The sequence below is a fragment of the Curtobacterium sp. PhB78 genome (assembly GCF_003751685.1).
Classification (GTDB): Bacteria; Actinomycetota; Actinomycetes; order Actinomycetales; family Microbacteriaceae; genus Curtobacterium.
Genome location: NZ_RKIA01000005.1, coordinates 191,902 through 214,233, shown reverse-complemented (window position 1 = coordinate 214,233; position 22,332 = coordinate 191,902). Strand labels below are relative to the sequence as shown.

Here is a 22,332-nt window from a genome sequence, read left to right as displayed (position 1 = left end):
CGACGCAGACTCAAGCGTCGGCAGTCTGCACCCGGAGCGCACGCTCCGTGCCCGCGACGCTCTCGGACACGATGCGCCGCAGCGCCGGGGTCTCCGGGTGCGCTTCGAGCCACACGTGGGCGGCGTCGCGGAGCTCGGCCGACGCGAGCGGCGCCGGGTAGAGGCCCGAGACGATGGTGTCGGCCATGTGGTAGCTGCGCTCGGCCCAGATGCGGGTGAGCACCTCGAAGTACTTCGGCACGAGGCCTTCGAGCACGACGGGGCTGTTCACGTGCTGGAACCCGACCGTGGTCTGGCGCACGATCGCGTTCGGCAGCTCGGAGGAGTCGACGAGCGACGCGAAGGCGGCCAGCTTGCCCTCGGCGGTCGGGATCGTCGCACGGGCGCGGGCCGCGGCCTGCTCACCCGACGCGGTCTTGTCGGCCGCGAGTTCGGCGTCGACCTCGGCATCGGAGGCGGCACCGGCGAGCACGAGGCCCTCGAGCAGCTCCCAGCGCAGGTCGGTGTCGATCTCGAGCCCGTTCAGTGTGACCGAACCGTCGCGCAGCCCCTGCAGGGTGGCGACGTGCTCGGGCGTCGACGCGATCTGTGCGAAGAACTTCACGAACTGGAACTGGGCGTCCGACCCGGCCTCGGCCGAGGCCGCGAGCTGCCAGAGCGTCTCGCCCACCGTGCGGACCGTGGCGTCGACCTTCGACGGCGCGACGTAGTTGCGCGTCGTCAGGAGCAGCTGCGACAGGGTCGTGCGGATGGTCGTCGACTCGGACTCGGTCGCGATGTTGCCGAGCGCGAGCCGGACGTAGTCGCTGGCGGGCGACTCGGCGTCGCGCGTGGCGTCCCACATCGCGCCCCACACGATGGAGCGGGCGAGCGGGTTCGCGATGGCCGCGAGGTGCTCGATCGCCGTCGTGCGGGACTGCTCGTCGAGACGGATCTTGGCGTAGGCCAGGTCGTCGTCGTTGAGGAGCACGAGGTCGCCGCGATGCACGCCGACGAGCTCGGGGACCTCGGTGCGTGCGCCGTCGACGTCGATCTCGACGCGGTGCACGCGCTCGAGCTTGCCGCCGGACGACGCGGTGTCGGCACCGAACGGTGCGGAGTCGTCCGTCCCGAACGCGTAGACGCCGATGGCGAGGCGGTGCGGGCGGAGCGTCGGGTAGTCGGCCGGCGCTTCCTGCAGGACGGCGAACGCGGTGATCGCGCCGGACGCGTCGACCTCGATCTCCGGGCGGAGCGTGTTGACGCCCGCGGTCTCGAGCCAGAGCTTCGACCACTCGGACAGGTCACGGCCGCTGGTGGCCTCGAGCTCGACGAGCAGGTCACGCAGCTCGGTGTTCGAGTGGTGGTGCTTCTTGAAGTAGGCCGAGACGCCGGCGAAGAACGCGTCGATGCCGACCCACGCCACGAGCTGCTTGAGGACGGAGCCGCCCTTGGCGTACGTGATGCCGTCGAAGTTGACCTGGACGTCCTCGAGGTCGTTGATCGTCGCGACGATCGGGTGGGTCGAGGGCAGCTGGTCCTGGCGGTATGCCCAGGACTTCTCCATCGCCTGGAACGTGGTCCAGGCCTCGGTCCACTCGGTGGCCTCGGCGGTGGCGATCGTGGAGGCCCACTCGGCGAACGACTCGTTCAGCCACAGGTCGTTCCACCACTTCATGGTGACGAGGTCGCCGAACCACATGTGCGCGAGCTCGTGCAGGATCGTGACGACCCGGCGCTCCTTGATGGCGTCGGTCACCTTCGAGCGGAAGACGTAGGTCTCGGTGAACGTGACCGCGCCCGCGTTCTCCATCGCGCCGGCGTTGAACTCCGGCACGAAGAGCTGGTCGTACTTCTCGAACGGGTACGGGACGTCGAACTTCTCCTCGTAGTAGGCGAAGCCCTTCTTGGTGGTCTCGAACACGTACTCGGGGTCGAGGTACTCGGCCAGCGACTTGCGCGCGAAGACGCCGAGCGGGATGGTGCGGCCGTCGCTGCTCGTGAGTTCGTCGCGGACGACCTCGTACGGGCCGGCGATGAGCGCCGTGATGTAGCTCGAGATGGTCGCGGTGGGCGGGAAGGCCCAGGTCGCGTTCTCACCGTCGACGTGGGGCTCGGGCGTCGGGGAGTTCGACACGACCTGCCACCGTGACGGCGCCGTCACGGTGAAGGAGAACTGTGCCTTGAGGTCGGGCTGCTCGAACACCGCGAACATGCGGCGCGAGTCGGGGACCTCGAACTGGGAGTACAGGTACACCTCGTCGTCCACGGGGTCGACGAAGCGGTGCAGGCCCTCGCCGGTGTTCGTGTACAGCGCGTCGCTGACGACCACGAGCTCGTTCTGCTCCTGCAGGTCGTCGAGCTGGATGCGGACGCCGTCGTTCACCGCGGCGACGTCGAGCGCCGTGCCGTTCAGGGTGACGGAGTGCACGGTCTTCGTGATCGCGTCGATGAACGTGGACGCACCCGCGGTCGCGGTGAAGCGCACGCGGGTGGTGCTGCCGAACGTCTCGGCGCCGCGGGTCAGGTCGAGCTCGACGTCGTACGTCTGCACGCTGACGATGCCGGCACGTTCCTGGGCTTCGGTTCTGGTGAGGTTCTCTCCGGGCACGCAACGCTCCATCTTCGCTGAGGACGCGGACGATCGTGGTCCGCGAGGGGGAGTCCCGGCACGGCGTCGTGCACCGGCGGGACGGTCATCCCCAGCCTAGCGACGCCGCGTACGCTCGGAGCGTGAGCGAGACGACTGTGGACAAGACGACGGAACACACGACGGAACACCCGACCGAACGCACCACCGTGGAGTTCTGGTTCGACCCGAACTGCCCCTGGGCCTGGATGACGAGCCGCTGGGTGGGGGAGGTCGCCGAGCACCGCGACCTCGACGTCACGTGGAAGGTGATGAGCCTGTTCGTCCTGAACGAGGACCAGGACATCCCCGACGAGTACCGCGAGCGCATCCACAAGGGGCAGCTCTACCCGCGCATCGTCACGGCGGCGCGGCTCCGGCTCGGCCAGGACATCGTGAAGCCGCTCTACGACGCCCTCGGTGAGCACATCCACCACCGCCAGGAGCAGGACCCCGACCAGGTGGTCCCCGCCGTGCTCGCGGAGCTCGGCCTCGACGCCGACCTGCTCGAGTACGCCTGGACGGACGAGGTCGACGCCGCCGTGCGCGTCAGCCACCAGGACGGCATCGACCGCGTCGGACAGGACGTCGGCACGCCCGTCATCGCCGTCGCCGGCACCGCGTTCTTCGGCCCGGTCATCTCCCCGGCCCCCAAGGGCCAGGAGGCGCTCGACCTGTGGGACGGCGTCGTCGCCGTGGCGAAGTACCCCGGCTTCTTCGAGCTCAAGCGCTCGCGTACCGTCGGCCCGGTCTTCGACACCACCGCCTGACGCTCCGGCAAGCGGACGGGAGGCGCGGCTCGCCCCCGCCCCTCGGCTCGCGTCAGGCGAGCGGTAGGCGCATGAGCGTCAGGTCCAGCCAGCGGTCGAACTTGCGTCCGACCTCGGGCACCACCGCGACCGTGCTGAACCCGAGCTTGGTGTGCAGGGCGATCGACCCGGTGTTCGTGCTGCAGATCCCGGCCATCATGACGTGCCGGCCCTCGGCGGTCGCCCGCTCGACGAGCGACCGCATCAGGGTCGAGGCGATGCCCCGACCGCGGAACGACTCGACCACGTAGACGCTGTGCTCGACGGTCAGCCGGTACCCGTGGTGCGGCCGCCACTGCGAGTACGTGGCGTACCCGGCCACGGTGCCGTCGACCTCGGCGACGAGCACCGGGTACCCGTCGCCCTGCCGCTCGGCGAGCCAGCCGTCGAAGTACGCGCGGGGGTGCGGGGTCTCCTGCCAGATGGCGGTGGAGTGCAGCACGGCGTCGACGTGCAGGGCGTGCACGACGTCGAGGTCGCCGGGTCCGCAATCGCGCACCACGACCGGATCCGTCCCGTTCGTCGCATATGCTGTCGTCATGTCTCACATCGTAGACGACGAGCTGGGTCTCGCGGAACGGGCTCTCGGGGAGCGCCTCCAACGCCTGCGCACCGAACGCAAGTGGAGCCTCACCGAGCTCGCCGAGGAGTCGGGTGTCTCCCGCGCGATGATCAACCGTGTCGAGCGCGGGGTGTCGAGCCCCACCGCGACGATCCTCGGCCGGCTCTCCGGCGCCTTCGGCCTGACGATCTCGCAGCTCCTCGACGAGGCCCTCGAGCACGAGGTGCCCAGGGCGACCGACCCCGACGACGCACGCGGCATCCAACGCGGCGCGACCGCGGAGTCCTGGACCGATCCCGACACCGGGTACCGCCGCCGTCCGGTCTCGAGCGCGGCGTTCCCCGCGGACGTCACCGAGGTGCGCCTCCCGGCCGGCCGCGAAGTGGCCTACCCGGCGTCCGCCTACGCGTTCCTGCGGCACTGCATCTGGGTGGTCGACGGCGTGCTCGAGCTCGTCGTCGGCGGCGAGCCGACGCGGCTCGCCGCGGGCGACCGGATCGAGCTCGGTGACCCCGCCGACGTGGTCTACCGGAACCCGGGCGAGGGGCTCACGCGGTACGTCGTTGTGGTGGTCCGGGGGCAGTAGTCGCAGGAATAGGATCGGTTCCATGCGCATCCACCTCGGAACGGACCACGCCGGCCTCGAGTTCAACCAGACCCTCGCAACGCACCTGACCGAAGCCGGTCACGAGGTCGTGGACCACGGACCGACCGAGTACGACGCGCTCGACGACTACCCCTCGTTCTGCATCAACGCCGCGCACGCCGTGGTGCAGGACCAGCGTGCCGGCGTCCAGGCGCTCGGCGTCGTGTTCGGCGGCTCCGGCAACGGTGAGCAGATCGCCGCGAACAAGGTCGAGGGCGTCCGCGCAGCGCTCGTCTGGAACGAGTCGACCGCACTCCTCGCACGCCAGCACAACGACGCGAACGTCATCTCGATCGGTGCGCGCCAGCACACCGAGGACGAAGCGATCCGTTTCGTCGACCTGTTCATCGCCGAGCCGTTCTCGGGCGAGGAGCGTCACGCGCGCCGCATCGCGCAGCTGGCCGAGTACGAGCAGACGGGGCACATCGCCGGCAAGCAGATCGACGGCTCGGCCGAGTAGACAGGTCCCATGCCCGAGGGTCACTCCGTCCACCGAATCGCCAACCAGTTCACCCGGCACTTCGTCGGCAAGCGCTGCGAGGTGTCCAGTCCGCAGGGGCGGTTCGCCGCCGGGGCCGCTCAGCTCGACGGCAAGCGGATGATCGCCGCCCGTGCCGTGGCGAAGCAGATGTTCCTCGAGTTCGAGGGCGACCTGTTCCTGCGCGTCCACCTCGGGCTCTACGGCGCGTGGGACTTCGCCGGCGACCTGTCGACCGCCACGGCGCTGTCCGCCGACGACGACGGCGAGGAGTCCCTCACGTCGATCGGCGCACCCCGACTGGCGCGGTACCGGATGGCCGAGCAGGAGAAGGTCGAGGACCCGATCGAGTCCTTCCCGCCGGACCCCGTCGGCCAGGTGCGCGTCCGGATCCTGACCGAGGACACCGTCGCCGACCTGCGCGGCCCGACGGCCTGCGTGGTGGAGACCCCGGCCGAGGTGCAGCGTGCCCTCGACAAGCTCGGCCCCGACCCGATGAACGACGACGGTCCCGAGGCCGAGAAGACGTTCGTGGACAACGTCCGGAAGCGGAACGTCGCCATCGGCCAGCTGCTCATGGACCAGTCCGTGGTGAGCGGCATCGGCAACATCTACCGGGCCGAACTGCTGTTCCGGCAGCGCATCGACCCGTACAAGGTCGGCAAGAAGATCACCGTCAAGCAGGCGAAGGCGCTGTGGGCGGACTGGTCGAAGCTGCTGCACGACGGCGTCCGCGACGGCCTGATGATGACGATGGACGGCCTGTCCGACGCCGAGTACAAGAAGGCGCAGCGGTCGCGCAAGGACCGGCACTGGGTCTACCACCGCCAGGGTGAGCCCTGCCGGGTGTGCGGCACCGAGATCCGGGTGGCCGACATGGCCGGTCGGAAGCTCTACTGGTGCCCGAAGGACCAGAAGTAGCGCGCTTCAGAGCTCTGAGTACGTGAACCGTCCGGCGATCGCGGTCGCGAGCACCCGCATCGACCGCAACGAGGACGACGACGCCGCCAGCGGGTCCGACTCGACGAGCACCAGGTCTGCGACGTCGCCGACCGCGACGCTGACCCGACCGTCCGTGGACCCCTGCCACGCGGCGAGCGCGGAGAGCCGTTCGGCGGGGTGCCACGGGTCGCGGCCGTCCCGGTCGCGTCCGACGGCCGCGGCCATCGAGATCCACGGGTCGAGCGGCGCGACGGGGGCGTCCGACCCGAGCAGCAGCCGGGCGCCGGCTCGGGCGAGCGACGCGAACGCGAAGGCACGGTCGGTGCGACCGGCCCAGTGCCGGTCGGCGATGTCGCGGTCGTCCATGGCGTGCTCGGGCTGCACCGAGGCGGCCACCCCGAGCCTGGCGAACCGGTCGACGTCGGTGTCGACGAGCAGTTGCGCGTGCTCGATGGTGCCGCGGGCGCCGACGGCTTCGAAGACGTCGAGCGCGAGGGTGTTCGCCCGGTCGCCGATGGCGTGGATCGCGGGGACGAGTCCGGCGTCGACGGCTCGGCGGGTGATCGCGACGAGGTCGTCGAACTCCCACGCCAGCACGCCGGAGCCGTCGGCCATGGCCGCGGTCCGGGTGCCGAGCGAGCCGTCGGTGACGACCTTGAACGGCCCCATCGTGAGCAGGCCGCGGGTCCGGTCGACGACGTCGCCGGTGCGGAGTCCGCGGTCGATCACGGCGTCGAGTTCGGCCGGGTAGACGCCGGACGACACCCGGAGCGCGTCGGTGCCGGCGTGGATCCGGCGCGCCCAGCGGTCGAGGCCGAAGCGCATCTCGAGGTCGACGATGCCCGTCACACCGCGGGCGGCAGCGGCCTCCGCGGCGTCGGCGACGTACCCGTCGAGCAGGTCGTCCGGCACCTGCGAGAGTGCGCCGGTCACGTCGAAGGCGTCCTGCTCGCGCAGGATCCCGTCCTCACCCGCCTCGAGCGAGCGGCCGACGAGTGCGGAGAAGTGCGCGAGCGCGAGGGCGTTGCACCAGACCGCGTGCAGGTCACCGCTGATGACGACGGCCGGGAGGCCCGGTGCGGCCTGGTCGAGCAGCTCGCGTCGTGCGGGGGTCGGCCACAACCCGTCGCGGTAGCCGTGTCCGATCAGCACGCGGTCCGGCACCCCGGTCCGCGCGACCGCGGCGAGGAGGTCGGCGGTCGACTCCGCGGAGTCGCAGCCGGAGACGTCGACGCGGCGGCGCACCAGCGCCCACTGGTCGAAGTGCGTGTGGTGGTCGCGGAGGCCGGGGCCGAGCCAGGCGCCGGCGGCGTCGACGACCTCGGTGTCGGGGCCGGCGGGGTCGAGCGTGCCGGCCGGCGCGATCTCGGTGACCAGGCCGTCGGTGATGCGGACGTCGGCAGGGGCCCCGGAGGTGCCCACCCTGCGGACGGTGCGGAGCAGGATCTCGGTCATCGCGCCTCCCGGCTGTCCGTCGTGGGCCCGACGGACCGGACCCGCTCCATCTCGTCGGCGAGCGCCGGCGACGCGTAGGGGCCGTCGCCGCGCAGGCCGGCGATGATCCGGTCGACGACCTCGGGGGCCTTGTTCTGGGAGAGCTTCGCGCGGGCGTCGAACCGGGTGACCCGGATGCGGATGCCCACGGTGCCCTTCGCCATCCGGCGCGCGGTCTCCTCGTCGATCTCGAGGGACACCGGCTCGGGCATGACGCGCTCGAAGTGGTCGACGAGCTCGCCGAGCACCCGGAAGTTCTCGTCGTCGGACAGCAGCTCCGGCGTGCCCCACAGGTGGGCGGTGACGTGGTTCCAGGTCGGCACGAACTGCTCCGGCGGGTACCAGGCGGGGGAGACGTAGCCGTGCGGACCCTGCACCACGACCAGGACCTCGTGGCGGCCGAGTTCGTGCGCGAGTTCGTCGGGGCGGCCGACGTGCGAGACGAGGACGACCTGGTCGGGGTCGTTGTCCGGCCCGGGTGTCTCGAGCAGGAACGGGTAGTGCGACGCGACGATCCCGGCGTCGGTGTGCGACACGATCGTGGCCCACGGGTTGCCGGCGACGAGGCGCTTGACCTCGTCGACGTCCGTCATCAGGAAGTGGGGTGTGTGCCGCATGGTCCGAGCGTGGCACACGGCCCCGGTCGAGCGCGACACCTGTCGTTTCGCGAGTGTTTCAGAACGGTAAAAGTTTCAGAGTTCATTGAAAGAAGCATTGTGCCGGGGGCTCGAACGGGCCTAGCTTCACTCATCAACGACGACCCGAGGAGACCCCCATGCGACGCAGGACCATCGCCGCCCTGGCCACGGCAGCCACACTGGCGCTCGTGGTGACCGGCTGTTCGGCGAGCGGCACGGCCGACTCCGCCGGCGGATCGAGCCTGGTGTACGCCACCGGCGAGCCCGACCACCTGACGCCCGGACGACAGACCGTCGCGTTCGACCAGGTGCAGAGCCTGTTCGCACCGCTGACGCAGACCGACGCGAAGGGCGAGCTCCACGACGTCGCCGCGAAGAGCGTCGAGAGCGACGACGCCACCACGTGGACCATCACCCTCCGGGACGGCTGGACGTTCCAGAACGGCGAGGCCGTCACCCCGGAGAGCTACGTGAAGGCCTGGAACCACGTCGCCTACGGCCCCAACGCGTGGGAGAACAGCGGGCAGCTCGCCGCGATCGTCGGGTACACGGACCTCAACCCGGCGAAGGGCACCCCGAAGACGAAGGAGATGTCGGGGCTGCAGGTCACCGGCAAGGACACCTTCACGGTGACGCTCACCCACGCCGACAGCCAGTTCCCGCTGCAGCTCAGCCAGGCCCAGACGGCGTTCTACCCGATGCCGTCGGCCGCCTACGAGGACCTGAAGGCGTACGACGAGAAGCCGATCGGCAACGGCCCCTACGAGATGCAGTCGGCGTGGAAGGCGGACAAGGAGTTCACCGTCACCGCGTGGAAGGACTACGAGGGCACGAAGCCGGTCACGAAGGACGTCACGTTCCGGAGCTACTCCGACATGAACACCGCCTACACCGACGTCCTCGCGGGCAACGCCGACGTGCTGTTCCTGCCGACCGACAAGATGACGAGCGCGAAGGCCGACTTCGGCGACCGACTGCACTCCTTCGACGCCCCCGGCATCGACTACCTCGGCTTCCCGCTCTGGGACGACCGGTACTCCGATCCCGACGTCCGTCGCGCGATCTCGATGTCGATCGACCGCGACGAGGTGAACACGGCAATCTACGGCGGCCTGTACGAACCGGCCACCGCACTCACGCCCCCGTCGATGTCCGGCACCGAAGAGGGCATCTGCGGCGACGCGTGCGAGTTCGACCCCGCGGCGGCCAAGAAGCTCCTGGCGACGTCCGGCGGCTTCGACGGCACGATCACGCTCGTCTACCCCGGCGGCAGCGGCCTCGACTCGCTCTACGAGGCGTACGCCAACCAGATCCGGCAGAACCTGGGCGTCGACACCGTCGCGAAGGCCACCACCGACTGGGCCTCGTACTACTCCGAGCTGACGGACAAGAAGGTCGCCGGCCCGCACTTCGGTCACTGGGGTGCGCTGTACATCAGCCAGCAGAACACCCTCCGCGCCCTGTTCACCCTGGCCGGCGGCTGCTCGCCCTGCACCGGGTACTACCAGTCCGACACCGTCGACGCGCTGCTGGCGAAGGCCGACTCGGCCGGCTCGCAGGACGAGGCGAACGAGTACTACACGAAGACGCAGGAGGCCGTGCTCGAGGACTTCCCCGTCGTCCCGACCTTCTTCGACAAGTACTCGTACGTCACGAGTGACAAGGTCACGAAGCTCCCCGCGGTCGCCGGCAGCCCGGTCGTCGCGCAGATCGCCGTGAAGTAGGGCACCACCACATGGACCAGCGCACCATCCTCCGCCTGGCGGCCGAGGTCCCCGACCACGACGGCTTCCCGCTCGTCGACGACCTGCACGCCCGGTTCGACGCGCTCGCAGCGTCCCACCCGGACCAGGTCACGGTCACCCGGATCGGCACCAGCCGGCTCGGCGAACCACTGCACTCCTACCGGATCGGCACCGGGTCGCACGCCGCCGTCGTGGTCGGCGGCGTGCACCCGAACGAACCGATCGGTTCGTGGACGGCCCTGCACCTCGCCGAGACGGTGCTCACCGACGACGACGCCCGTGCGCTCGACGTCACCTGGCACATCGTCCCGACGATCGACCCGGACGGCATGCGGCTCAACGAGGCGTGGTTCCACGACCCGCACGACCGGGTGTTCTACTCGCGGCACTTCTACCGCCCGGCACCGGACAGCCAGGTGGAGTGGACGTTCCCGAACAGCCACAAGTCGGTGTACTTCGACCAGGTGCTGCCGGAGACGCTCGCGTTCATGCGGCTCATCGACGACACCGAGCCGGACCTGCTGGTGTCGCTGCACAACGGCGAGATGGGCGGGGTCTACTACTACCTGTCCGAGGACCTGCCCGACGTCGTCGACACCCTGCACGCGGTCCCCGCCGCGCTCGGGCTGCCGCTCGACACCGGGGAGCCCGAGTCGCCGTTCCTGCGCGAACTCGCCCCCGCGGTGTTCGCGATGGACGGGATCGAGACCGCGTACGACTACCTCGAAGGACTCGGGGTCGACCCGGGCGAGCACATCCACGGTGCGTCGAGTGCGGCGTGGGCGATGCGGCACGGAGCATTGTGCATGGTGGCCGAACTGCCGTACTGGAGCCATCCGGACGCCGACGACCAGACCCCGACCGACGAGTCGTACGCCGACCTGCTGCGGCGCTGCTCCGCCGAGCTCGGCGCCTCGGGCGAGGAACTCCAGCAGCTGCTCGACGAGGCGTCGCCGATGCTGTCGATCGAGTCGCCGTTCCTCGAGGCGTCGCGGGCCTTCGTGCCGATGCTCGTCGGCACGGCGGACACCGACCGCCGCCGGGCCGACCGCGAGCCGGTCGACCGGCGGGCCACCGTCGCGGAGCGCTTCGGCTGCGAGGACCTGGTCCGCTGCTTCCGGCTGCGCTACGGCGGCATGCTGCTGCGCGCGTTCGAGGCGGAGACCACCGCCGGTACGGCGTCCGCGCCGCTCCGGCGCCTGCGCGACCGCCTGGCGGAGCGCTACGCGCACTGGCAGGCGGACGCCGCCACCGAGGCGGACCCGATCCCGGTGCGGAAACTGGTGGGGGTGCAGTACGGGGCGATCCTCGCCTGCGCGGCGCACGTGGCGGACCCGACCCGTGCCTCCCGTCCGGTGTCGGCGGCCGTGTCGGGAGGCGCGTGATGCGTCCGACGCTCGCCGTCGGTCGCCGGCTCGGCGGCCTGGCCATCGTGTTCCTCGGGGTGACGTTCCTCATCTACGCGATGACGTTCGCGCTGCCCGGTGACCCGATCCGGGCGCTCGGCGGCGACCGGCCGCTCAGCGACGCGGTCGTCCGCACGCTCCGGGCCGAGTACCACCTGGACCAGCCGCTCTGGCTGCAGTACGTGCAGTACGTCGGCGGGCTGTTCCGCGGCGACTTCGGCACCGACTTCAACGGGCAGTCCGTCGGGGAGCAGATGGCCTCGCGGTGGCCCGTCACGATCACCCTGGCGCTCACCGCGTGGGCCCTCGAGATCGTCCTGGGCATCGGCCTCGGGGTGCTCTCCGCCCTGAAGCGCGGGACCGCCCTCGACAAGACGGTCCTGGTCGGCACGATCGTCGTCGGTGCGATCCCCGTGTTCGTCCTCGGCGTCGCCCTGCAGCTGGTGTTCTCGGTGCGACTGCACTGGTTCCCGGTCGCCGGCGTCACCGCGGGTTGGCCGACGGCGTACATCCTGCCGGCGTTCGTCATCGCGCTGTTCGGGCTCGCGGCGGTGTCCCGGCTCACCCGTACCTCGATGATCGAGACCCTCGACGCCGACTACGTCCGCACCGCACGGGCCAAGGGGCTCGCGCCCGGTCGGATCGTCGGCGTGCACGTGATGCGGAACTCGCTCATCCCCACCGCCACCTACCTGGCGACCGACCTCGGGTACCTGATGGGCGGCACCGTGATCATCGAGGGCATCTTCAACCTGCCCGGCGTCGGGAACCTGCTGTTCCAGGGCATCCGGTCGCACGAGGGCGCCGTCGTCGTCGGCATCTCGACCGCGCTCATCCTGGTGTTCCTCGTCACGAGCGTGCTCGTCGACCTGCTGCACGCCGCCCTCGACCCCCGCGTCCGGACCGGAGCAGCCGCATGACCACCTCAGCGCTCAGCGCCACCGTCGAACCCGTCGTCGGCGGCCGACGACGACCCCTGCTGGCCGCAGCCCGTACCCCGGGCTTCTGGGTCCCCGCCTCGGTCCTGGTCGTCGTGCTGCTCGTCGCGTCGTTCCCGCAGCTGTTCGCCGGACTGTTCGGCCACGGCGACCCCCGGGTGTGCGACCTCGGGCAGAGCGGCGCCTCGCCGACCAGCGGGCACCCGTTCGGCTTCGACCTGCAGGGCTGCGACGTGTACGCCAACGTCGTGTACGGCACCCGGTCGTCGATCGCCGTCGCGGTGCTCACCACCGTGCTCGCCGGCATGGTCGCCGTCGTCGTCGGGACGATCGCCGGCATGGTCGGCGGCTGGGTCGACGCCGTGCTCGCCCGCCTGACCGACGTGTTCCTCGGCTTCCCGTTCCTGCTCGGCGCCGTCGTGGTGCTCAACAGCGTGGGGGAGCGGTCCGTGCTGACGGTGTCGCTCGTGCTCGCGCTGTTCGGGTGGCCGACGATGGCCCGGCTCGTGCGGTCGAGCGTCCGCAGCGTGCGGAACGCCGAGTTCGTGCTCGCCGCCCGCACGATGGGGCTGTCCACCTGGCGGATCACCACCCGGTACGTGCTGCCGTCGTCGATCTCGCCACTGCTCGTGCTCGCGACCATCACCGTCGGCGGCGTCATCGTGTCCGAGTCGTCGCTGACCTACCTCGGCATCGGGCTCGAGAGCCCGGCGATCTCGTGGGGGCTGCAGCTCTCCGCCGCGACGTCGCAGTTCCTCCGCGCCCCGCACATGCTCATCGCACCCGCGGCGTTCCTCGCCGTCACGGTGCTCTCCGTCATCGCGCTCGGCGACACGCTGCGCGCCGCGCTCGACCCGCGTCGGCGCTGACCTCCACGGTGCACGCCGCGTCGCGGTGGGCACCGTCGCGACCGACGCGCCAGACTCGAACCACCGCCCTTCGAAAGGACCACCGTGACCGACACCCTCTCCGCGTACCGGAAGACCCTGCCCTACATCCACGAGTGGGTGTCGTACAAGGTCTGGCAGCTGCGGGTGCCGGGCGTGCAGGTCGCCATCGGGTTCGGCGGCGAGGTGCTGTTCGACGAGGCCTGGGGCTACGCCGACGTCGAGGCCGGGCGTCGCCTGACCACCACCGACCTGTTCCGCATCGCCTCGCACTCGAAGACCTTCACCGCGACGGCACTGCTCCAGCTCGCCGAGCGCGGGTCGCTCCGGCTCGACGACACCGTCGGCACGTACGTCCCGGCGCTGGTCGACGGCGGCTCCCCGCTCGCCGACGCCACGATCCGTGAGCTCATGGAGATGGGCGCCGGGGTCATCCGCGACGGCCACGACGGCGACTACTGGTCGCTCCTGCGCCCGTTCCCCGACGAGCAGGAGCTGTTGGCACTCGTGCTCGACCGCGGGCAGAAGGTCCCCACCGGGTCGTCGTTCAACTACTCGAACCTCGGCTACTCGCTGCTCGGGCTCGTCATCGCCGCGGTCTCCGGGCAGTCCTACAACGACTTCGTCCGCGAGTCGATCACCGAACCCCTGGGCCTGCGGAACACCGGCCCGGACTGGGACCCCACGCGCGCCGACGACTTCGTGGTCGGCTACACCGGGTTCCACACCGCGCGGCAGCGGCAGCGCATCGACCACGTGGACACCCACGCCATGGCCGCCGCCACCGGGTTCCACGGCACCGCCTCCGACCTGGTCAAGTACTTCTCGCAGCACGTCATCGGGGCCGGCAGCCTGCTCGACGACCACTCGAAGCGACTCGCGCAGCGCAAGGCCTGGAGCGCCACCGACGACCCGGCCGCCCGCGGCTACGGCGCCGGGTTCATCGTCGACCGCATCGGAGGGCGCGAGATCCGCGGCCACTCGGGCGGGTTCCCCGGGCACATCACGCAGTCGCTGTTCGACCCGGCATCCGGACTCGTCGTGTCCGTCATGACGAGCGCCGCCGCCGGACCCGCCACCCTCATCGCCACCGCCGTCGTGCAGATGCTCGACGCCGCGGCGGACACGTCCGCGCCGGGTACTCCCGTGCCCGACGACGTCGACACCGCCGCCTACACCGGACGCTTCGCCAACCCGTGGGGCGTCAGCGACATCGCCCGCATCGGCGACCGGCTCGTCGAGGTCGACCCGTCCGGACCCGAACCGCTCGACACCCCCACCCGGCTCGAGGTCGTCGACGCGGACACGCTCCGGATGACGCACGGCAACCGCTTCGGCTCGGTCGACGAGGACATCACCTTCACGCGCGACGCCGACGGCGCCGTCCGGTCGATCCGCGCCGGCGGTGGCATGACCGAGGAACCGTGGACGATCCCGACCGAGTCGCCCGAGGTCGCGGCAGGGCTGGCACCGTGAGCGACGTCGACGGTCGGGGCGTCGGTGTCGGGCACGACGACGGTGTCGGGCACGACGACGTCGTGCTCGAACCCGAGCGTCAGGCGTTCGTCGAGGAGTTCGCCCTCATGCTCAACGACGGTGCGGGCATGGCGCTCACCGACGCCCGCGTGCTCGGCTACCTCATGATGACCCGCGCGCCGCACTCGTCGTCCGCCGATCTCCAACGCGCCCTCGGCGCCAGCTCGGGTTCGGTCTCGATGGCGACGCGCCGGCTCGTCGACTCCGGGTTCGTGAAGCGGCAGATCGTCGCGGGCGAACGCAGCCACTACTTCCGCGCCGAGGCCGACGTCTGGGGGTCCTGGCTCGCCGGGGAACGGAAGTACCTCGACCGGCAGCGCGACATCATCGGACACGGCCTGGCGGTGGTCGAGCACGCCGGCCGCACCGGGGCGGGCGACGTCGACGCCGAGGTCCGCGAGCGCCTGCTCAACGGCCGCGACTACATGCAGTGGTTGCAGGGCCACCACCACAAGATGCTCGAGGACTGGGAGGCGTTCAAGGCCGCCCGCGACCGCACCGACCGCTCGGAGACCCCATGACCGACGTCCTGACCGTCGACCACCTGTCCGTGACCTTCGACGTCGACGGCGCCGAGGTCCGCGCGGTCGACGACGCCTCGTTCACCGTCGGCCGCGGCGAGGTCGTCGCCGTCGTCGGGGAGTCCGGATCCGGCAAGAGCATGACCGCGATGACGGCGATGGGGATCGCGCCGGACGGGGCGCGGTCCTCCGGCAGCATCCGGCTCGGCGGCCTCGAGGTGCTCGGCACCGACGAGCGCACCCTGCGCGGGGTCCGCGGCCGCAGCGTGTCGATGATCTTCCAGGACCCGTCGGCCGCGCTCAACCCGGTGTTCACGGTCGGGTTCCAGCTGGCCGAGGCCGTCCGCCGCGCCGACGCCTCGCACGACCGCGCCGCCGTCCGGCACCGTTCGCTCGAACTCCTGCGTGCCGTCGAGGTGCCGGAGCCCGAACGCCGGCTCGGCCAGTACCCGCACGAGCTCTCCGGCGGACAGGCGCAGCGGGTGATGATCGCGATGGCGCTCGCCGCCGACCCCGACCTGCTCATCGCCGACGAGCCGACGACCGCACTCGACGTCACGGTGCAGGCCGAGGTGCTCGACGTCCTGCGTGCGCTGCGCGAACGCACCGGCACCGCGATCCTCCTCATCACCCACGACATGGGCGTCGTCGCCGACATCGCCGACCGCGTGGTCGTCATGCGCCGCGGTCGCGTCGTCGAGACGGGCACCGTCGCCGCGGTCTTCGCCGCACCGTCCGCCGACTACACCCGTGACCTGCTCGCTGCGGTCCCACGCATGGGCACCGAGGTCGGCCGGGAGGCGCGGGTCGACCCCGTCACGGAGGCCCCGTCGGTCGTCCTCGACGTCCGGCACCTCGTGGTCGAGTACGGCGGTGCACTGCGCGGGCGGTTCCCCGCGGTCGACGACGTGTCGTTCACGGTCGGTCGCGGTGAGATCGTCGGACTCGTGGGCGAGTCCGGCAGCGGCAAGACCACCATCGGCCGCGCCGCCGTGGGGCTCGCACCGATCACGTCCGGTTCGGTCGTCGTCGAGGGCACCGACGTGGCGGTCGCCCGGCGAGCAGCGCGCCGGGAGATGCGGCGACACGTCGGCGTGGTCTTCCAGAACCCGCTCCGGTCGCTCAACCCGCGCTACACGGTCGGACAGACCGTCGCCGAGCCGCTCCGGCAGATCCTGCGCCTGCCGTCGGCCCAGATCGACGAACGCGTGGAGCGGTTGCTCGCCGACGTCGGCCTGGACGGCGGGTACCGCGAGCGCTTCCCGCACGAGCTCTCCGGCGGACAACGGCAGCGCGTCGCGATCGCCCGCGCCGTCGCACTCGACCCCGCACTGCTCATCGCCGACGAGCCGACGAGCGCCCTCGACGTCTCGGTGCAGGCCCGGGTGCTCGACGTCTTCCGTGAGCTGCAGGAACGCCTCGGCTTCGCGTGCCTGTTCGTCACCCACGACCTGGCCGTGGTCGACACGCTGTGCGACCGGGTCGTCGTGCTGCACGGCGGGAAGGTCGCCGAGCAGGGGAGTCGCGACGCCATCCTCCGGTCGCCGCAGGACCCCTACACGCGTCGACTCATCCAGGCCGCGCCGGTGCCGGACCCGGACGAGCAGGCAGTGCGCCGATCCGAGCGCCTGGCGGCACGGGCCGGCTGACGGGCGCTCGCCGGCTCTGCGGCCCTGCGGTCTCAGCGTCGTTGCGGAGTCAGCGCACCTCGGCCGAGGCCCAGAGCGCGTTCACGCCCCGACCCACCGGACGCAGGAGCGGGACGGCGACGAGCACCGTCGCCGCCAGGTAGGCCACGGTCTGCAGCAGCCCCGGGACGGAGTACGCGATGCCGAGTGCCTCCTGCGGCAGCGCCGTGAGGAGCACCGCGTTCGACAGCAGCGCGGTGACGAACCACAGCGACGCCGCCACGGTGACGACCCAGCCGAAGGCCCGCTGCGCGCCGTCCTCGTTTCGGACGGTCAGCACGCCGAACGCCACGAGTGCACCCTGCGCGACGACGACGAGCACCGCGGTGGCCCAGCCCGGCGCGGGCCACAGGAGCGCGAACGCCAGGACCGACACCGCGAACGCGAGCGCCCGACGGTCCCGAGCGCGCACCGCGGCGACGAGCACGACCGCGCCCGCCAGCCCGGCGAGCACCGTGGCGACGAGGAGCAGCCCGTTCGGCAGGTCCCACGGCGCGAGCCAGATCGTCCCGACCAGTCCGCGCGCCCCGAACGCGACCGCTGCGACGACCGCCGCGGCCGAGACCACCCGAACCCCCGTGATGTTCTGCATGCCCGCACACTACGCGCAGCCCGCGCGGCGGGGAAAGCATGTTCTGTCCGGGCGGCTGACGGTCCTGGTTCGCGAACCGCGGGATTCGTGAACCAGAACCGTCAGAACCTCCGAGGGAGGTCGGTCTCCGGTGCGCGGACCCGCTGCAGCGCGCGTCGCATGGAGGCGGCGGTGCTGAAGCCGAAGCGTGCAGCGACCTCGGCGGGACGGTCACCCCGGGTGAGTGCACTCCGGACGCCGAGGCTCCGGAACCACCGCCCGAGCTGGGCCGGCGTGCAGCCCGTGGTCTCGGTGCACCGACGCTCGAGGGTGCGCGGAGACATGCCGACGCCGTCGAGCAGGTCCGCAGTCGAGTGCCCGCCCGCCGGGTCGAAGAGCCGGTCGAGGACCCTCGCCAGGCTGTTGTCGCGCAGCAACGGCGGTGGGTTGTCGTGGAGCACGGTCGTGACCACGAGTCGCGCGAGCGCATCCTGCTGCACGCCGTGCCACCGGCCGCCGTCGAGGTGACCGACGTGACGCAGCGCCAGCACGACGTCCGCCGATGGGAAGCCCGCGGGCTGGGTGGTGGCGATCGACGGGAGCGCGAGGACCTCGGCAGCGAGTGGCCCCAGCGTCGCCGATCCGACGACGACGCCGGTGTCGGCGAACAGGGCCTCGTGCGGGAAGTCGTACGAAGGAGCAGTTCGAGGCGGACCGTGCCGCTCGGGGTCGGAGCCGATCGACGTCGTCGGGTGCTGCTCGACCAGTGCGGCTCCACCAGCCTCGATGAACACGAGTGTGTCGTCGCGGTGGAGCCAGACCGGCCGGTGCCGGGTCGCGACCCAGGCGTGCGTACCGTCCGGATCGAGATCGAGCGTCCAGCGGTCGTCGTCGGATCGGACCTCCTCGCCGGTGCCGACCTCGAGGCCGACGGCGTCGATCAGTGCTCGGAGTGCGTCGCCCATCACCACGAGCATGTCCTGCGGGCCGTCCCGTGACGATCGGCCTCGGGAGATCTGTGGAGAGGGGGGATAACCCCACCCGGGGTGGGGAGGGGGCAGGATGGGGGAACGGCCCCGCGATCGCGAGGCTGGAGTCATGACCGACACCGACCGCCTCGACCAGGCGCGAACCGTCCCGCTGGACGACGTCACGCCCTCGCCCGACCAGGCCCAGACCGTCCCGCTGGGCGACTCCGTCCCACCTGGAGCCACCAAGCCGATGCCGCAGTACCCGCGACAGCACGACCAGCAGACGCCGCCAGCGTCGTGGGGAGCGACCCCGCCGAACGGATCGGCGCCGGGTGGCGGCCGGGGCGGTAGTGCGGGCTCCGGCATGACCGCCGGCGCGTTCTACCGCGAGTCGTGGAAGCGCCTGCCGCGCGACTTCGGCTACATGGCCCTGACCGGGGTGCTGCTCTGCACGCTCTACTTCGCGTTCCCCGCGGCGATCTTCGGCGGCGGCTTCCGCGACCTGTTCAACCCGTTCGTGCTGCTGATGTTCTTCATCGCGCTGTTCGTGGCGCGGTGGCTCGGACAGTTCGAGAAGCTCCGCATCGGATGGGCCGACCGGCGTCCGATCCGCCCGGTGGACTGGACGCCCCGCTGGCAGCAGAACTGGTGGACGCGCACCGGTTCCGCGGTCGCCAACCCGCACTACTGGCTCTACCTGCTGCACGCAGCGGTCGTCTACCCGCTCGTCGCGCTCTTCACCGTGGGCGCCGGCGTCCTGCTGCTCGCCGGGTTCCTCTGGCCCGTCGGGCTCGCGGTGGTCGCGTTCGCGAACGGACTGAGTGCGCAGTACTTCGGGTGGGACATGACCTCCGTCGTCGGGTTCGGGTTCCTCGGGTTGCTGTCGATGGCCGCCTCGGTCGTGCTGTTCCCGCTCTGGGCCCGTGGCTCGGTCATCGCGCACTACTGGGTGGACTTCGGTCTGCTCGGTGGGTTCCGTGCCGAGCAGCTCGAGCAGCGCGTCGCCGGACTCCAGGCCTCCCGTGCCGGTGCCGTGACCGCCGAGGGTCAGGCCCTGCGCCAGATCGAGCGCGACCTCCACGACGGCCCTCAGCAGCGCCTGGTGCGGCTCCGGATGGACCTGTCGGCAGCGGAACGCGCGTTCGAGAAGGACCCGCAGAAGGCGAAGCAGCTGATCGGCGAGGCCTCCGAGCACGCGCAGGACGCCCTCGACGAACTGCGTGCGCTGTCCCGCGGGTTCGCCCCGCCGATCCTGCTCGACCGCGGGCTCGTGGCGGCCCTCGAAGCGCTCGTCGCCCGCACCCCGATCCCGGTCGGCCTCGACGTCCGCCTGCCCGAGGGCCTCGAGCTCGCGACGGAGATCCAGCGCAACGTGTACTTCACCGTGAGCGAGCTCCTGACGAACACCATGAAGCACGCCGGTGCCACGACCGCCGGGGTGTACCTCGGCCTCGTGGTCGACGCCTCCGGGCTCTGGTACCTGACCGTCAGCGTGACCGACGACGGCCGCGGCGGAGCACGACCCCAGCAGGGCCACGGCATCGAGGGCCTGATCGGCCGGATGCGCGCGCTCGACGGCGACCTGGTCGTCGCGAGCCCCGAGGGCGGCCCGACCGAGGCAACAGCGCGGATCCCGCTCGGCGCCCTGAACGGCGTCCCCACGACGGCGAACCCGCGGTCGTGACCCCACGGGAGCGCCCGCGCTCCCACTAGGCTGGTCGGCATGACAGACGGCCCGGATGCAGCACGCATCCGGGCCGTCGTCGTCGACGACGCCGTCCTGCTGCGGGAGGGCCTGGCCCGCGTGCTCGACGAAGCCGGCATCGACGTCATCGGCCAGTACGCCGACGCCCGTGCGTTCCTCGCGACGCTGCCGGACGGCGCTCCCGACGTCGTCGTCATGGACGTCCGGATGCCGCCGACCTTCACCGACGAAGGCGTCCGCGCCGCCGTCGAGACCCGTCGGATCGCCCCGCGCACCGGGGTCCTGCTCCTCTCGCAGTACGTCGAGGCCACCTACGCCGAAGACGTCCTCGCCGCCGGTGCGACGGGCATCGGCTACCTGCTCAAGGACCGCGTCACCCGGCTCGAGGAGATCGACGACGCCGTTCGTCGGATCGCCGCCGGCGGCACGGTGCTCGACCCCGAGGTCGTCACGCAGCTGATGAGCCGGCGGCGCGACCCACTCGCCGCGCTCACCCCGCGCGAACGCGACGTGCTCGGCCTGATGGCCGAGGGTCGCACGAACGCGGCCATCGCCCGCGCCCTCGTCATCGGCACCGGCGCCGTCGAGAAGCACGTGTCGAGCATCTTCGGCAAGCTCGCGCTCGAGGACACCGGCGAGGACCACCGCCGCGTCCTCGCCGTGCTCGCCTACCTCGGATGAGCCGGTCCCGCGGATGAACCAGGCCCGCGGTACCGACCGGATCCCGGCTCCGCTGCTCGCCCTCACCGCGATGGTGTCCGTCCAGCTCGGGGCCGCGATCGCGAAGACCCACTTCGACGACGTCGGCGCGGTCGGGGCCGCGACGCTCCGGCTCGTCATCGGCGCGGTGGTGCTCGCGCTGGTCGTCCGTCCTCGCATCAGGCACTGGACCCGCGCGCAGTGGCTCGGCGCGGTCGGCCTCGGGCTGGCGCTCGGCGGGATGAACGTCTTCATCTACCTGTCGTTCGCGAGCATCCCGATCGGCGTCGCGGTGACGATCGAGTTCCTCGGCCCGCTCGCCCTGTCCCTCGTGCACACCCGACGGTGGCGGGACGCGCTCTGGGCCGCCCTGGCGCTCGCCGGCGTCGTGCTGCTCGGAGCCGGTCCGAGCGCCGTGACCGAGGTCGGCGGCGTGGTCTGGGCCGTGCTCGCGGCGGCGTGCTGGGCGGGCTACATCGTGATGAACCGGCACGTCGGCGCCGCGATCCCGGGTGTCGACGGCCTGGTGGTGTCGATGGTGGTCGCGATGCTCGTGTCGCTGCCGTTCGGGCTCCCGTCCGCGGTCGACGGCGTGGCCCGCGAACCCCTGCTCCTGCTCGTCTTCGGCGCGGTCGCGGTGCTGTCGAGCGTGCTGCCCTACGCCCTCGAGATGCTGGCGCTGCGGCGGATGCCGACGCGGGTGTTCGGCGTGCTGCAGAGTCTCGGCCCGGCGATCGCCGCGCTGGCCGGTCTCGTGGTGCTCAGCGAGGGGCTGTCCGTGCTGGAGACGGTGGCGCTGGTGTGCGTCACCGCTGCGAGCGTCGGCGTCACGCTGTCCGCGCGCCGCCGACGCCGCTGAACGACCGTCTACTCGTCGCCGAGGAAGTCGGCGTACGTGGGTTCCGTGTGCTCGCCCGACAGCAGGGCCGGATCGTTGACCCGGGCCTCGACGTAGGCGCTGATGACCTCGGGCGGGGTGAGCACGTGGGCGACCCAGGACGGCACCGCTGTGTTCTTCATGGTGCCTCCTCGTCCCGGAGCGACACTCGAACGAATGCCTCGATCAGTGAGTTACTTGCCGAACCGGTGTTCGCTAAACCATCCTCGGGGTGCGAGCAGAAGTCAACGCGCTGCGTTCTGCGGACTCCGCATCGCGCGCTCCGCCTGGTCGGCGCGCAGGGTGCGGTGCTTCACGGCGGACCGCCACACCCACGCGTCCGCCTGCTGTCCGAACTGGGCCCACTCGACCATGACGGCATCGCGGGTCCAGCTCTTCGCGAAGGCCTTCACTCGGACGTGGAATGTCGGGAACTGGATCCACGCCCAGACCGGCACGGGGGTGACGGCGTGGCAGACGTCGGGCCCGCGGGCGTCCTCTGAGAGCGAGTAGGCGCGCGGACGTTCGACCTCCGGGTGCTCCGGGGGCTGCCACCGGTTCTCGCGACGCCGTCCCACGACGGTATTCGAACGTGTGTTCGAACGGGAGTC

Annotated in this window: 22 protein-coding genes; 14 read left to right on the top strand and 8 right to left on the bottom strand. The window is 71.3% G+C overall.

The features are described 5' to 3' along the window. Positions 1 to 10: 10 nt before the first annotated feature. Complete coding sequence (pepN, locus tag EDF53_RS13220; protein ID WP_123293998.1) at positions 11 to 2,590, bottom strand: aminopeptidase N; 2,580 nt, start codon at positions 2,588 to 2,590, stop codon at positions 11 to 13. Between the two features lie 227 nt (positions 2,591 to 2,817). On the opposite strand from pepN, the gene EDF53_RS13215 reads away from it, so the two are divergent. Continuing rightward, positions 2,818 to 3,378 (top strand): disulfide bond formation protein DsbA, encoded by a 561-nt coding sequence (locus EDF53_RS13215; RefSeq protein ID WP_235036050.1) that lies wholly within the window; start codon positions 2,818 to 2,820, stop codon positions 3,376 to 3,378. Between the two features lie 52 nt (positions 3,379 to 3,430). On the opposite strand, the gene EDF53_RS13210 is transcribed toward EDF53_RS13215, so the two are convergent. After that, on the bottom strand, positions 3,431 to 3,958 hold the full coding sequence (locus EDF53_RS13210; protein ID WP_123293996.1) for a GNAT family N-acetyltransferase: 528 nt from the start codon (positions 3,956 to 3,958) through the stop codon (positions 3,431 to 3,433). Here EDF53_RS13210 and EDF53_RS13205 point away from each other — a divergent pair. Genes EDF53_RS13205 through EDF53_RS13195 form a run of 3 tightly spaced genes read left to right on the top strand, consistent with a single transcriptional unit; the run spans position 3,957 to position 6,024 of the window. Next, on the top strand, positions 3,957 to 4,565 hold the full coding sequence (locus tag EDF53_RS13205; protein WP_123293995.1) for an XRE family transcriptional regulator: 609 nt from the start codon (positions 3,957 to 3,959) through the stop codon (positions 4,563 to 4,565). The two genes, EDF53_RS13210 and EDF53_RS13205, sit on opposite strands and share 2 nt — an antisense overlap. A gap of 22 nt (positions 4,566 to 4,587) precedes the next feature. Further along, positions 4,588 to 5,085 carry a ribose-5-phosphate isomerase gene (locus tag EDF53_RS13200; RefSeq protein ID WP_123293994.1) on the top strand — a complete coding sequence of 166 codons (498 nt, stop codon included), beginning with the start codon at positions 4,588 to 4,590 and terminating at the stop codon, positions 5,083 to 5,085. Positions 5,086 to 5,094: 9 nt separating this feature from the next. Further along, positions 5,095 to 6,024 carry an Fpg/Nei family DNA glycosylase gene (locus EDF53_RS13195; protein ID WP_123293993.1) on the top strand — a complete coding sequence of 310 codons (930 nt, stop codon included), beginning with the start codon at positions 5,095 to 5,097 and terminating at the stop codon, positions 6,022 to 6,024. A gap of 6 nt (positions 6,025 to 6,030) precedes the next feature. On the opposite strand, the gene EDF53_RS13190 is transcribed toward EDF53_RS13195, so the two are convergent. Together EDF53_RS13190 and EDF53_RS13185 are read right to left on the bottom strand one after the other, a co-directional pair. Beyond that, positions 6,031 to 7,500 (bottom strand): amidohydrolase, encoded by a 1,470-nt coding sequence (locus EDF53_RS13190; RefSeq protein WP_123293992.1) that lies wholly within the window; start codon positions 7,498 to 7,500, stop codon positions 6,031 to 6,033. Next, positions 7,497 to 8,156, bottom strand: a complete 660-nt coding sequence (locus EDF53_RS13185) for an FMN-binding negative transcriptional regulator (RefSeq protein ID WP_123294193.1) — start codon at positions 8,154 to 8,156, stop codon at positions 7,497 to 7,499. The genes EDF53_RS13190 and EDF53_RS13185 overlap by 4 nt, the downstream gene beginning before the upstream one ends. A gap of 158 nt (positions 8,157 to 8,314) precedes the next feature. On the opposite strand from EDF53_RS13185, the gene EDF53_RS13180 reads away from it, so the two are divergent. From EDF53_RS13180 to EDF53_RS13150, 7 genes are all read left to right on the top strand, one after another. Then, the gene (locus EDF53_RS13180) at positions 8,315 to 9,901 is read left to right on the top strand and encodes an ABC transporter substrate-binding protein (protein WP_260215666.1); all 1,587 of its coding nucleotides are present in this window, start codon (positions 8,315 to 8,317) and stop codon (positions 9,899 to 9,901) included. 11 nt (positions 9,902 to 9,912) lie between these two features. Next, positions 9,913 to 11,307 (top strand): M14 family zinc carboxypeptidase, encoded by a 1,395-nt coding sequence (locus EDF53_RS13175; RefSeq protein ID WP_123293991.1) that lies wholly within the window; start codon positions 9,913 to 9,915, stop codon positions 11,305 to 11,307. Continuing rightward, positions 11,307 to 12,248, top strand: coding sequence for an ABC transporter permease (locus tag EDF53_RS13170; protein ID WP_123293990.1), 942 nt, complete (start codon positions 11,307 to 11,309; stop codon positions 12,246 to 12,248). The genes EDF53_RS13175 and EDF53_RS13170 overlap by 1 nt, the downstream gene beginning before the upstream one ends. Then, positions 12,245 to 13,135 (top strand): ABC transporter permease, encoded by an 891-nt coding sequence (locus EDF53_RS13165; protein WP_111086776.1) that lies wholly within the window; start codon positions 12,245 to 12,247, stop codon positions 13,133 to 13,135. Before EDF53_RS13170 ends, EDF53_RS13165 begins: the two co-directional genes overlap by 4 nt. 84 nt (positions 13,136 to 13,219) lie before the next feature. Continuing rightward, on the top strand, positions 13,220 to 14,629 hold the full coding sequence (locus EDF53_RS13160) for a serine hydrolase (protein ID WP_260215663.1): 1,410 nt from the start codon (positions 13,220 to 13,222) through the stop codon (positions 14,627 to 14,629). Continuing rightward, on the top strand, positions 14,626 to 15,210 hold the full coding sequence (locus EDF53_RS13155) for a GbsR/MarR family transcriptional regulator (RefSeq protein ID WP_123293989.1): 585 nt from the start codon (positions 14,626 to 14,628) through the stop codon (positions 15,208 to 15,210). Before EDF53_RS13160 ends, EDF53_RS13155 begins: the two co-directional genes overlap by 4 nt. Next, a complete protein-coding gene (locus tag EDF53_RS13150) occupies positions 15,207 to 16,859 on the top strand; it encodes an ABC transporter ATP-binding protein (protein ID WP_123293988.1) in 1,653 nt (550 codons plus the stop codon). Before EDF53_RS13155 ends, EDF53_RS13150 begins: the two co-directional genes overlap by 4 nt. Positions 16,860 to 16,908: 49 nt before the next feature. Here EDF53_RS13150 and EDF53_RS13145 read toward each other — a convergent pair whose 3' ends face one another. Both EDF53_RS13145 and EDF53_RS13140 read right to left on the bottom strand, forming a co-directional pair. Then, positions 16,909 to 17,490, bottom strand: a complete 582-nt coding sequence (locus tag EDF53_RS13145; protein ID WP_123293987.1) for a hypothetical protein — start codon at positions 17,488 to 17,490, stop codon at positions 16,909 to 16,911. A gap of 101 nt (positions 17,491 to 17,591) precedes the next feature. Next, a complete protein-coding gene (locus EDF53_RS13140) occupies positions 17,592 to 18,434 on the bottom strand; it encodes a helix-turn-helix domain-containing protein (protein WP_148058354.1) in 843 nt (280 codons plus the stop codon). A gap of 133 nt (positions 18,435 to 18,567) precedes the next feature. Between EDF53_RS13140 and EDF53_RS13135 the strand changes: the two genes are divergently transcribed. From EDF53_RS13135 to EDF53_RS13125, 3 genes are read left to right on the top strand one after another with little or no spacing between them, the layout of a single operon-like run. Next, positions 18,568 to 20,124: a sensor histidine kinase gene (locus EDF53_RS13135; RefSeq protein ID WP_123293985.1), complete on the top strand. Its 1,557-nt coding sequence runs from the start codon at positions 18,568 to 18,570 to the stop codon at positions 20,122 to 20,124. Positions 20,125 to 20,163: 39 nt separating this feature from the next. Then, positions 20,164 to 20,826 carry a response regulator transcription factor gene (locus EDF53_RS13130; protein ID WP_111084503.1) on the top strand — a complete coding sequence of 221 codons (663 nt, stop codon included), beginning with the start codon at positions 20,164 to 20,166 and terminating at the stop codon, positions 20,824 to 20,826. A gap of 13 nt (positions 20,827 to 20,839) precedes the next feature. Next, positions 20,840 to 21,703 carry a DMT family transporter gene (locus EDF53_RS13125; RefSeq protein WP_123293984.1) on the top strand — a complete coding sequence of 288 codons (864 nt, stop codon included), beginning with the start codon at positions 20,840 to 20,842 and terminating at the stop codon, positions 21,701 to 21,703. Between the two features lie 8 nt (positions 21,704 to 21,711). On the opposite strand, the gene EDF53_RS19395 is transcribed toward EDF53_RS13125, so the two are convergent. Continuing rightward, on the bottom strand, positions 21,712 to 21,864 hold the full coding sequence (locus EDF53_RS19395) for a hypothetical protein (protein ID WP_159572741.1): 153 nt from the start codon (positions 21,862 to 21,864) through the stop codon (positions 21,712 to 21,714). A 102-nt stretch (positions 21,865 to 21,966) separates the two neighbouring features. Then, entirely contained in the window at positions 21,967 to 22,299 is a 333-nt protein-coding gene (locus EDF53_RS13120; RefSeq protein ID WP_123293983.1) for a hypothetical protein, read from the bottom strand. Positions 22,300 to 22,332 lie beyond the last annotated feature (33 nt).

Bases quoted from the DNA above. Each gene is read 5' to 3' on its own strand.
- EDF53_RS13195 (WP_123293993.1), top strand. From the start codon at position 5,095: ATGCCCGAGGGTCACTCCGTCCACCGAATCGCCAACCAGTTCACCCGG.
- EDF53_RS13180 (WP_260215666.1), top strand. From the start codon at position 8,315: ATGCGACGCAGGACCATCGCCGCCCTGGCCACGGCAGCCACACTGGCG.
- EDF53_RS13185 (WP_123294193.1), bottom strand. From the start codon at position 8,156: ATGCGGCACACACCCCACTTCCTGATGACGGACGTCGACGAGGTCAAG.
- EDF53_RS13135 (WP_123293985.1), top strand. From the start codon at position 18,568: ATGACCGACACCGACCGCCTCGACCAGGCGCGAACCGTCCCGCTGGAC.
- EDF53_RS13140 (WP_148058354.1), bottom strand. From the start codon at position 18,434: ATGGGCGACGCACTCCGAGCACTGATCGACGCCGTCGGCCTCGAGGTC.
- EDF53_RS13215 (WP_235036050.1), top strand. From the start codon at position 2,818: ATGACGAGCCGCTGGGTGGGGGAGGTCGCCGAGCACCGCGACCTCGAC.
- EDF53_RS13150 (WP_123293988.1), top strand. From the start codon at position 15,207: ATGACCGACGTCCTGACCGTCGACCACCTGTCCGTGACCTTCGACGTC.
- EDF53_RS13125 (WP_123293984.1), top strand. From the start codon at position 20,840: ATGAACCAGGCCCGCGGTACCGACCGGATCCCGGCTCCGCTGCTCGCC.
- EDF53_RS13205 (WP_123293995.1), top strand. From the start codon at position 3,957: ATGTCTCACATCGTAGACGACGAGCTGGGTCTCGCGGAACGGGCTCTC.
- EDF53_RS13175 (WP_123293991.1), top strand. From the start codon at position 9,913: ATGGACCAGCGCACCATCCTCCGCCTGGCGGCCGAGGTCCCCGACCAC.
- EDF53_RS13200 (WP_123293994.1), top strand. From the start codon at position 4,588: ATGCGCATCCACCTCGGAACGGACCACGCCGGCCTCGAGTTCAACCAG.
- EDF53_RS13145 (WP_123293987.1), bottom strand. From the start codon at position 17,490: ATGCAGAACATCACGGGGGTTCGGGTGGTCTCGGCCGCGGCGGTCGTC.
- EDF53_RS13210 (WP_123293996.1), bottom strand. From the start codon at position 3,958: ATGACGACAGCATATGCGACGAACGGGACGGATCCGGTCGTGGTGCGC.
- EDF53_RS13130 (WP_111084503.1), top strand. From the start codon at position 20,164: ATGACAGACGGCCCGGATGCAGCACGCATCCGGGCCGTCGTCGTCGAC.
- EDF53_RS13190 (WP_123293992.1), bottom strand. From the start codon at position 7,500: ATGACCGAGATCCTGCTCCGCACCGTCCGCAGGGTGGGCACCTCCGGG.
- EDF53_RS19395 (WP_159572741.1), bottom strand. From the start codon at position 21,864: ATGAAGAACACAGCGGTGCCGTCCTGGGTCGCCCACGTGCTCACCCCG.
- EDF53_RS13170 (WP_123293990.1), top strand. From the start codon at position 11,307: ATGCGTCCGACGCTCGCCGTCGGTCGCCGGCTCGGCGGCCTGGCCATC.
- EDF53_RS13165 (WP_111086776.1), top strand. From the start codon at position 12,245: ATGACCACCTCAGCGCTCAGCGCCACCGTCGAACCCGTCGTCGGCGGC.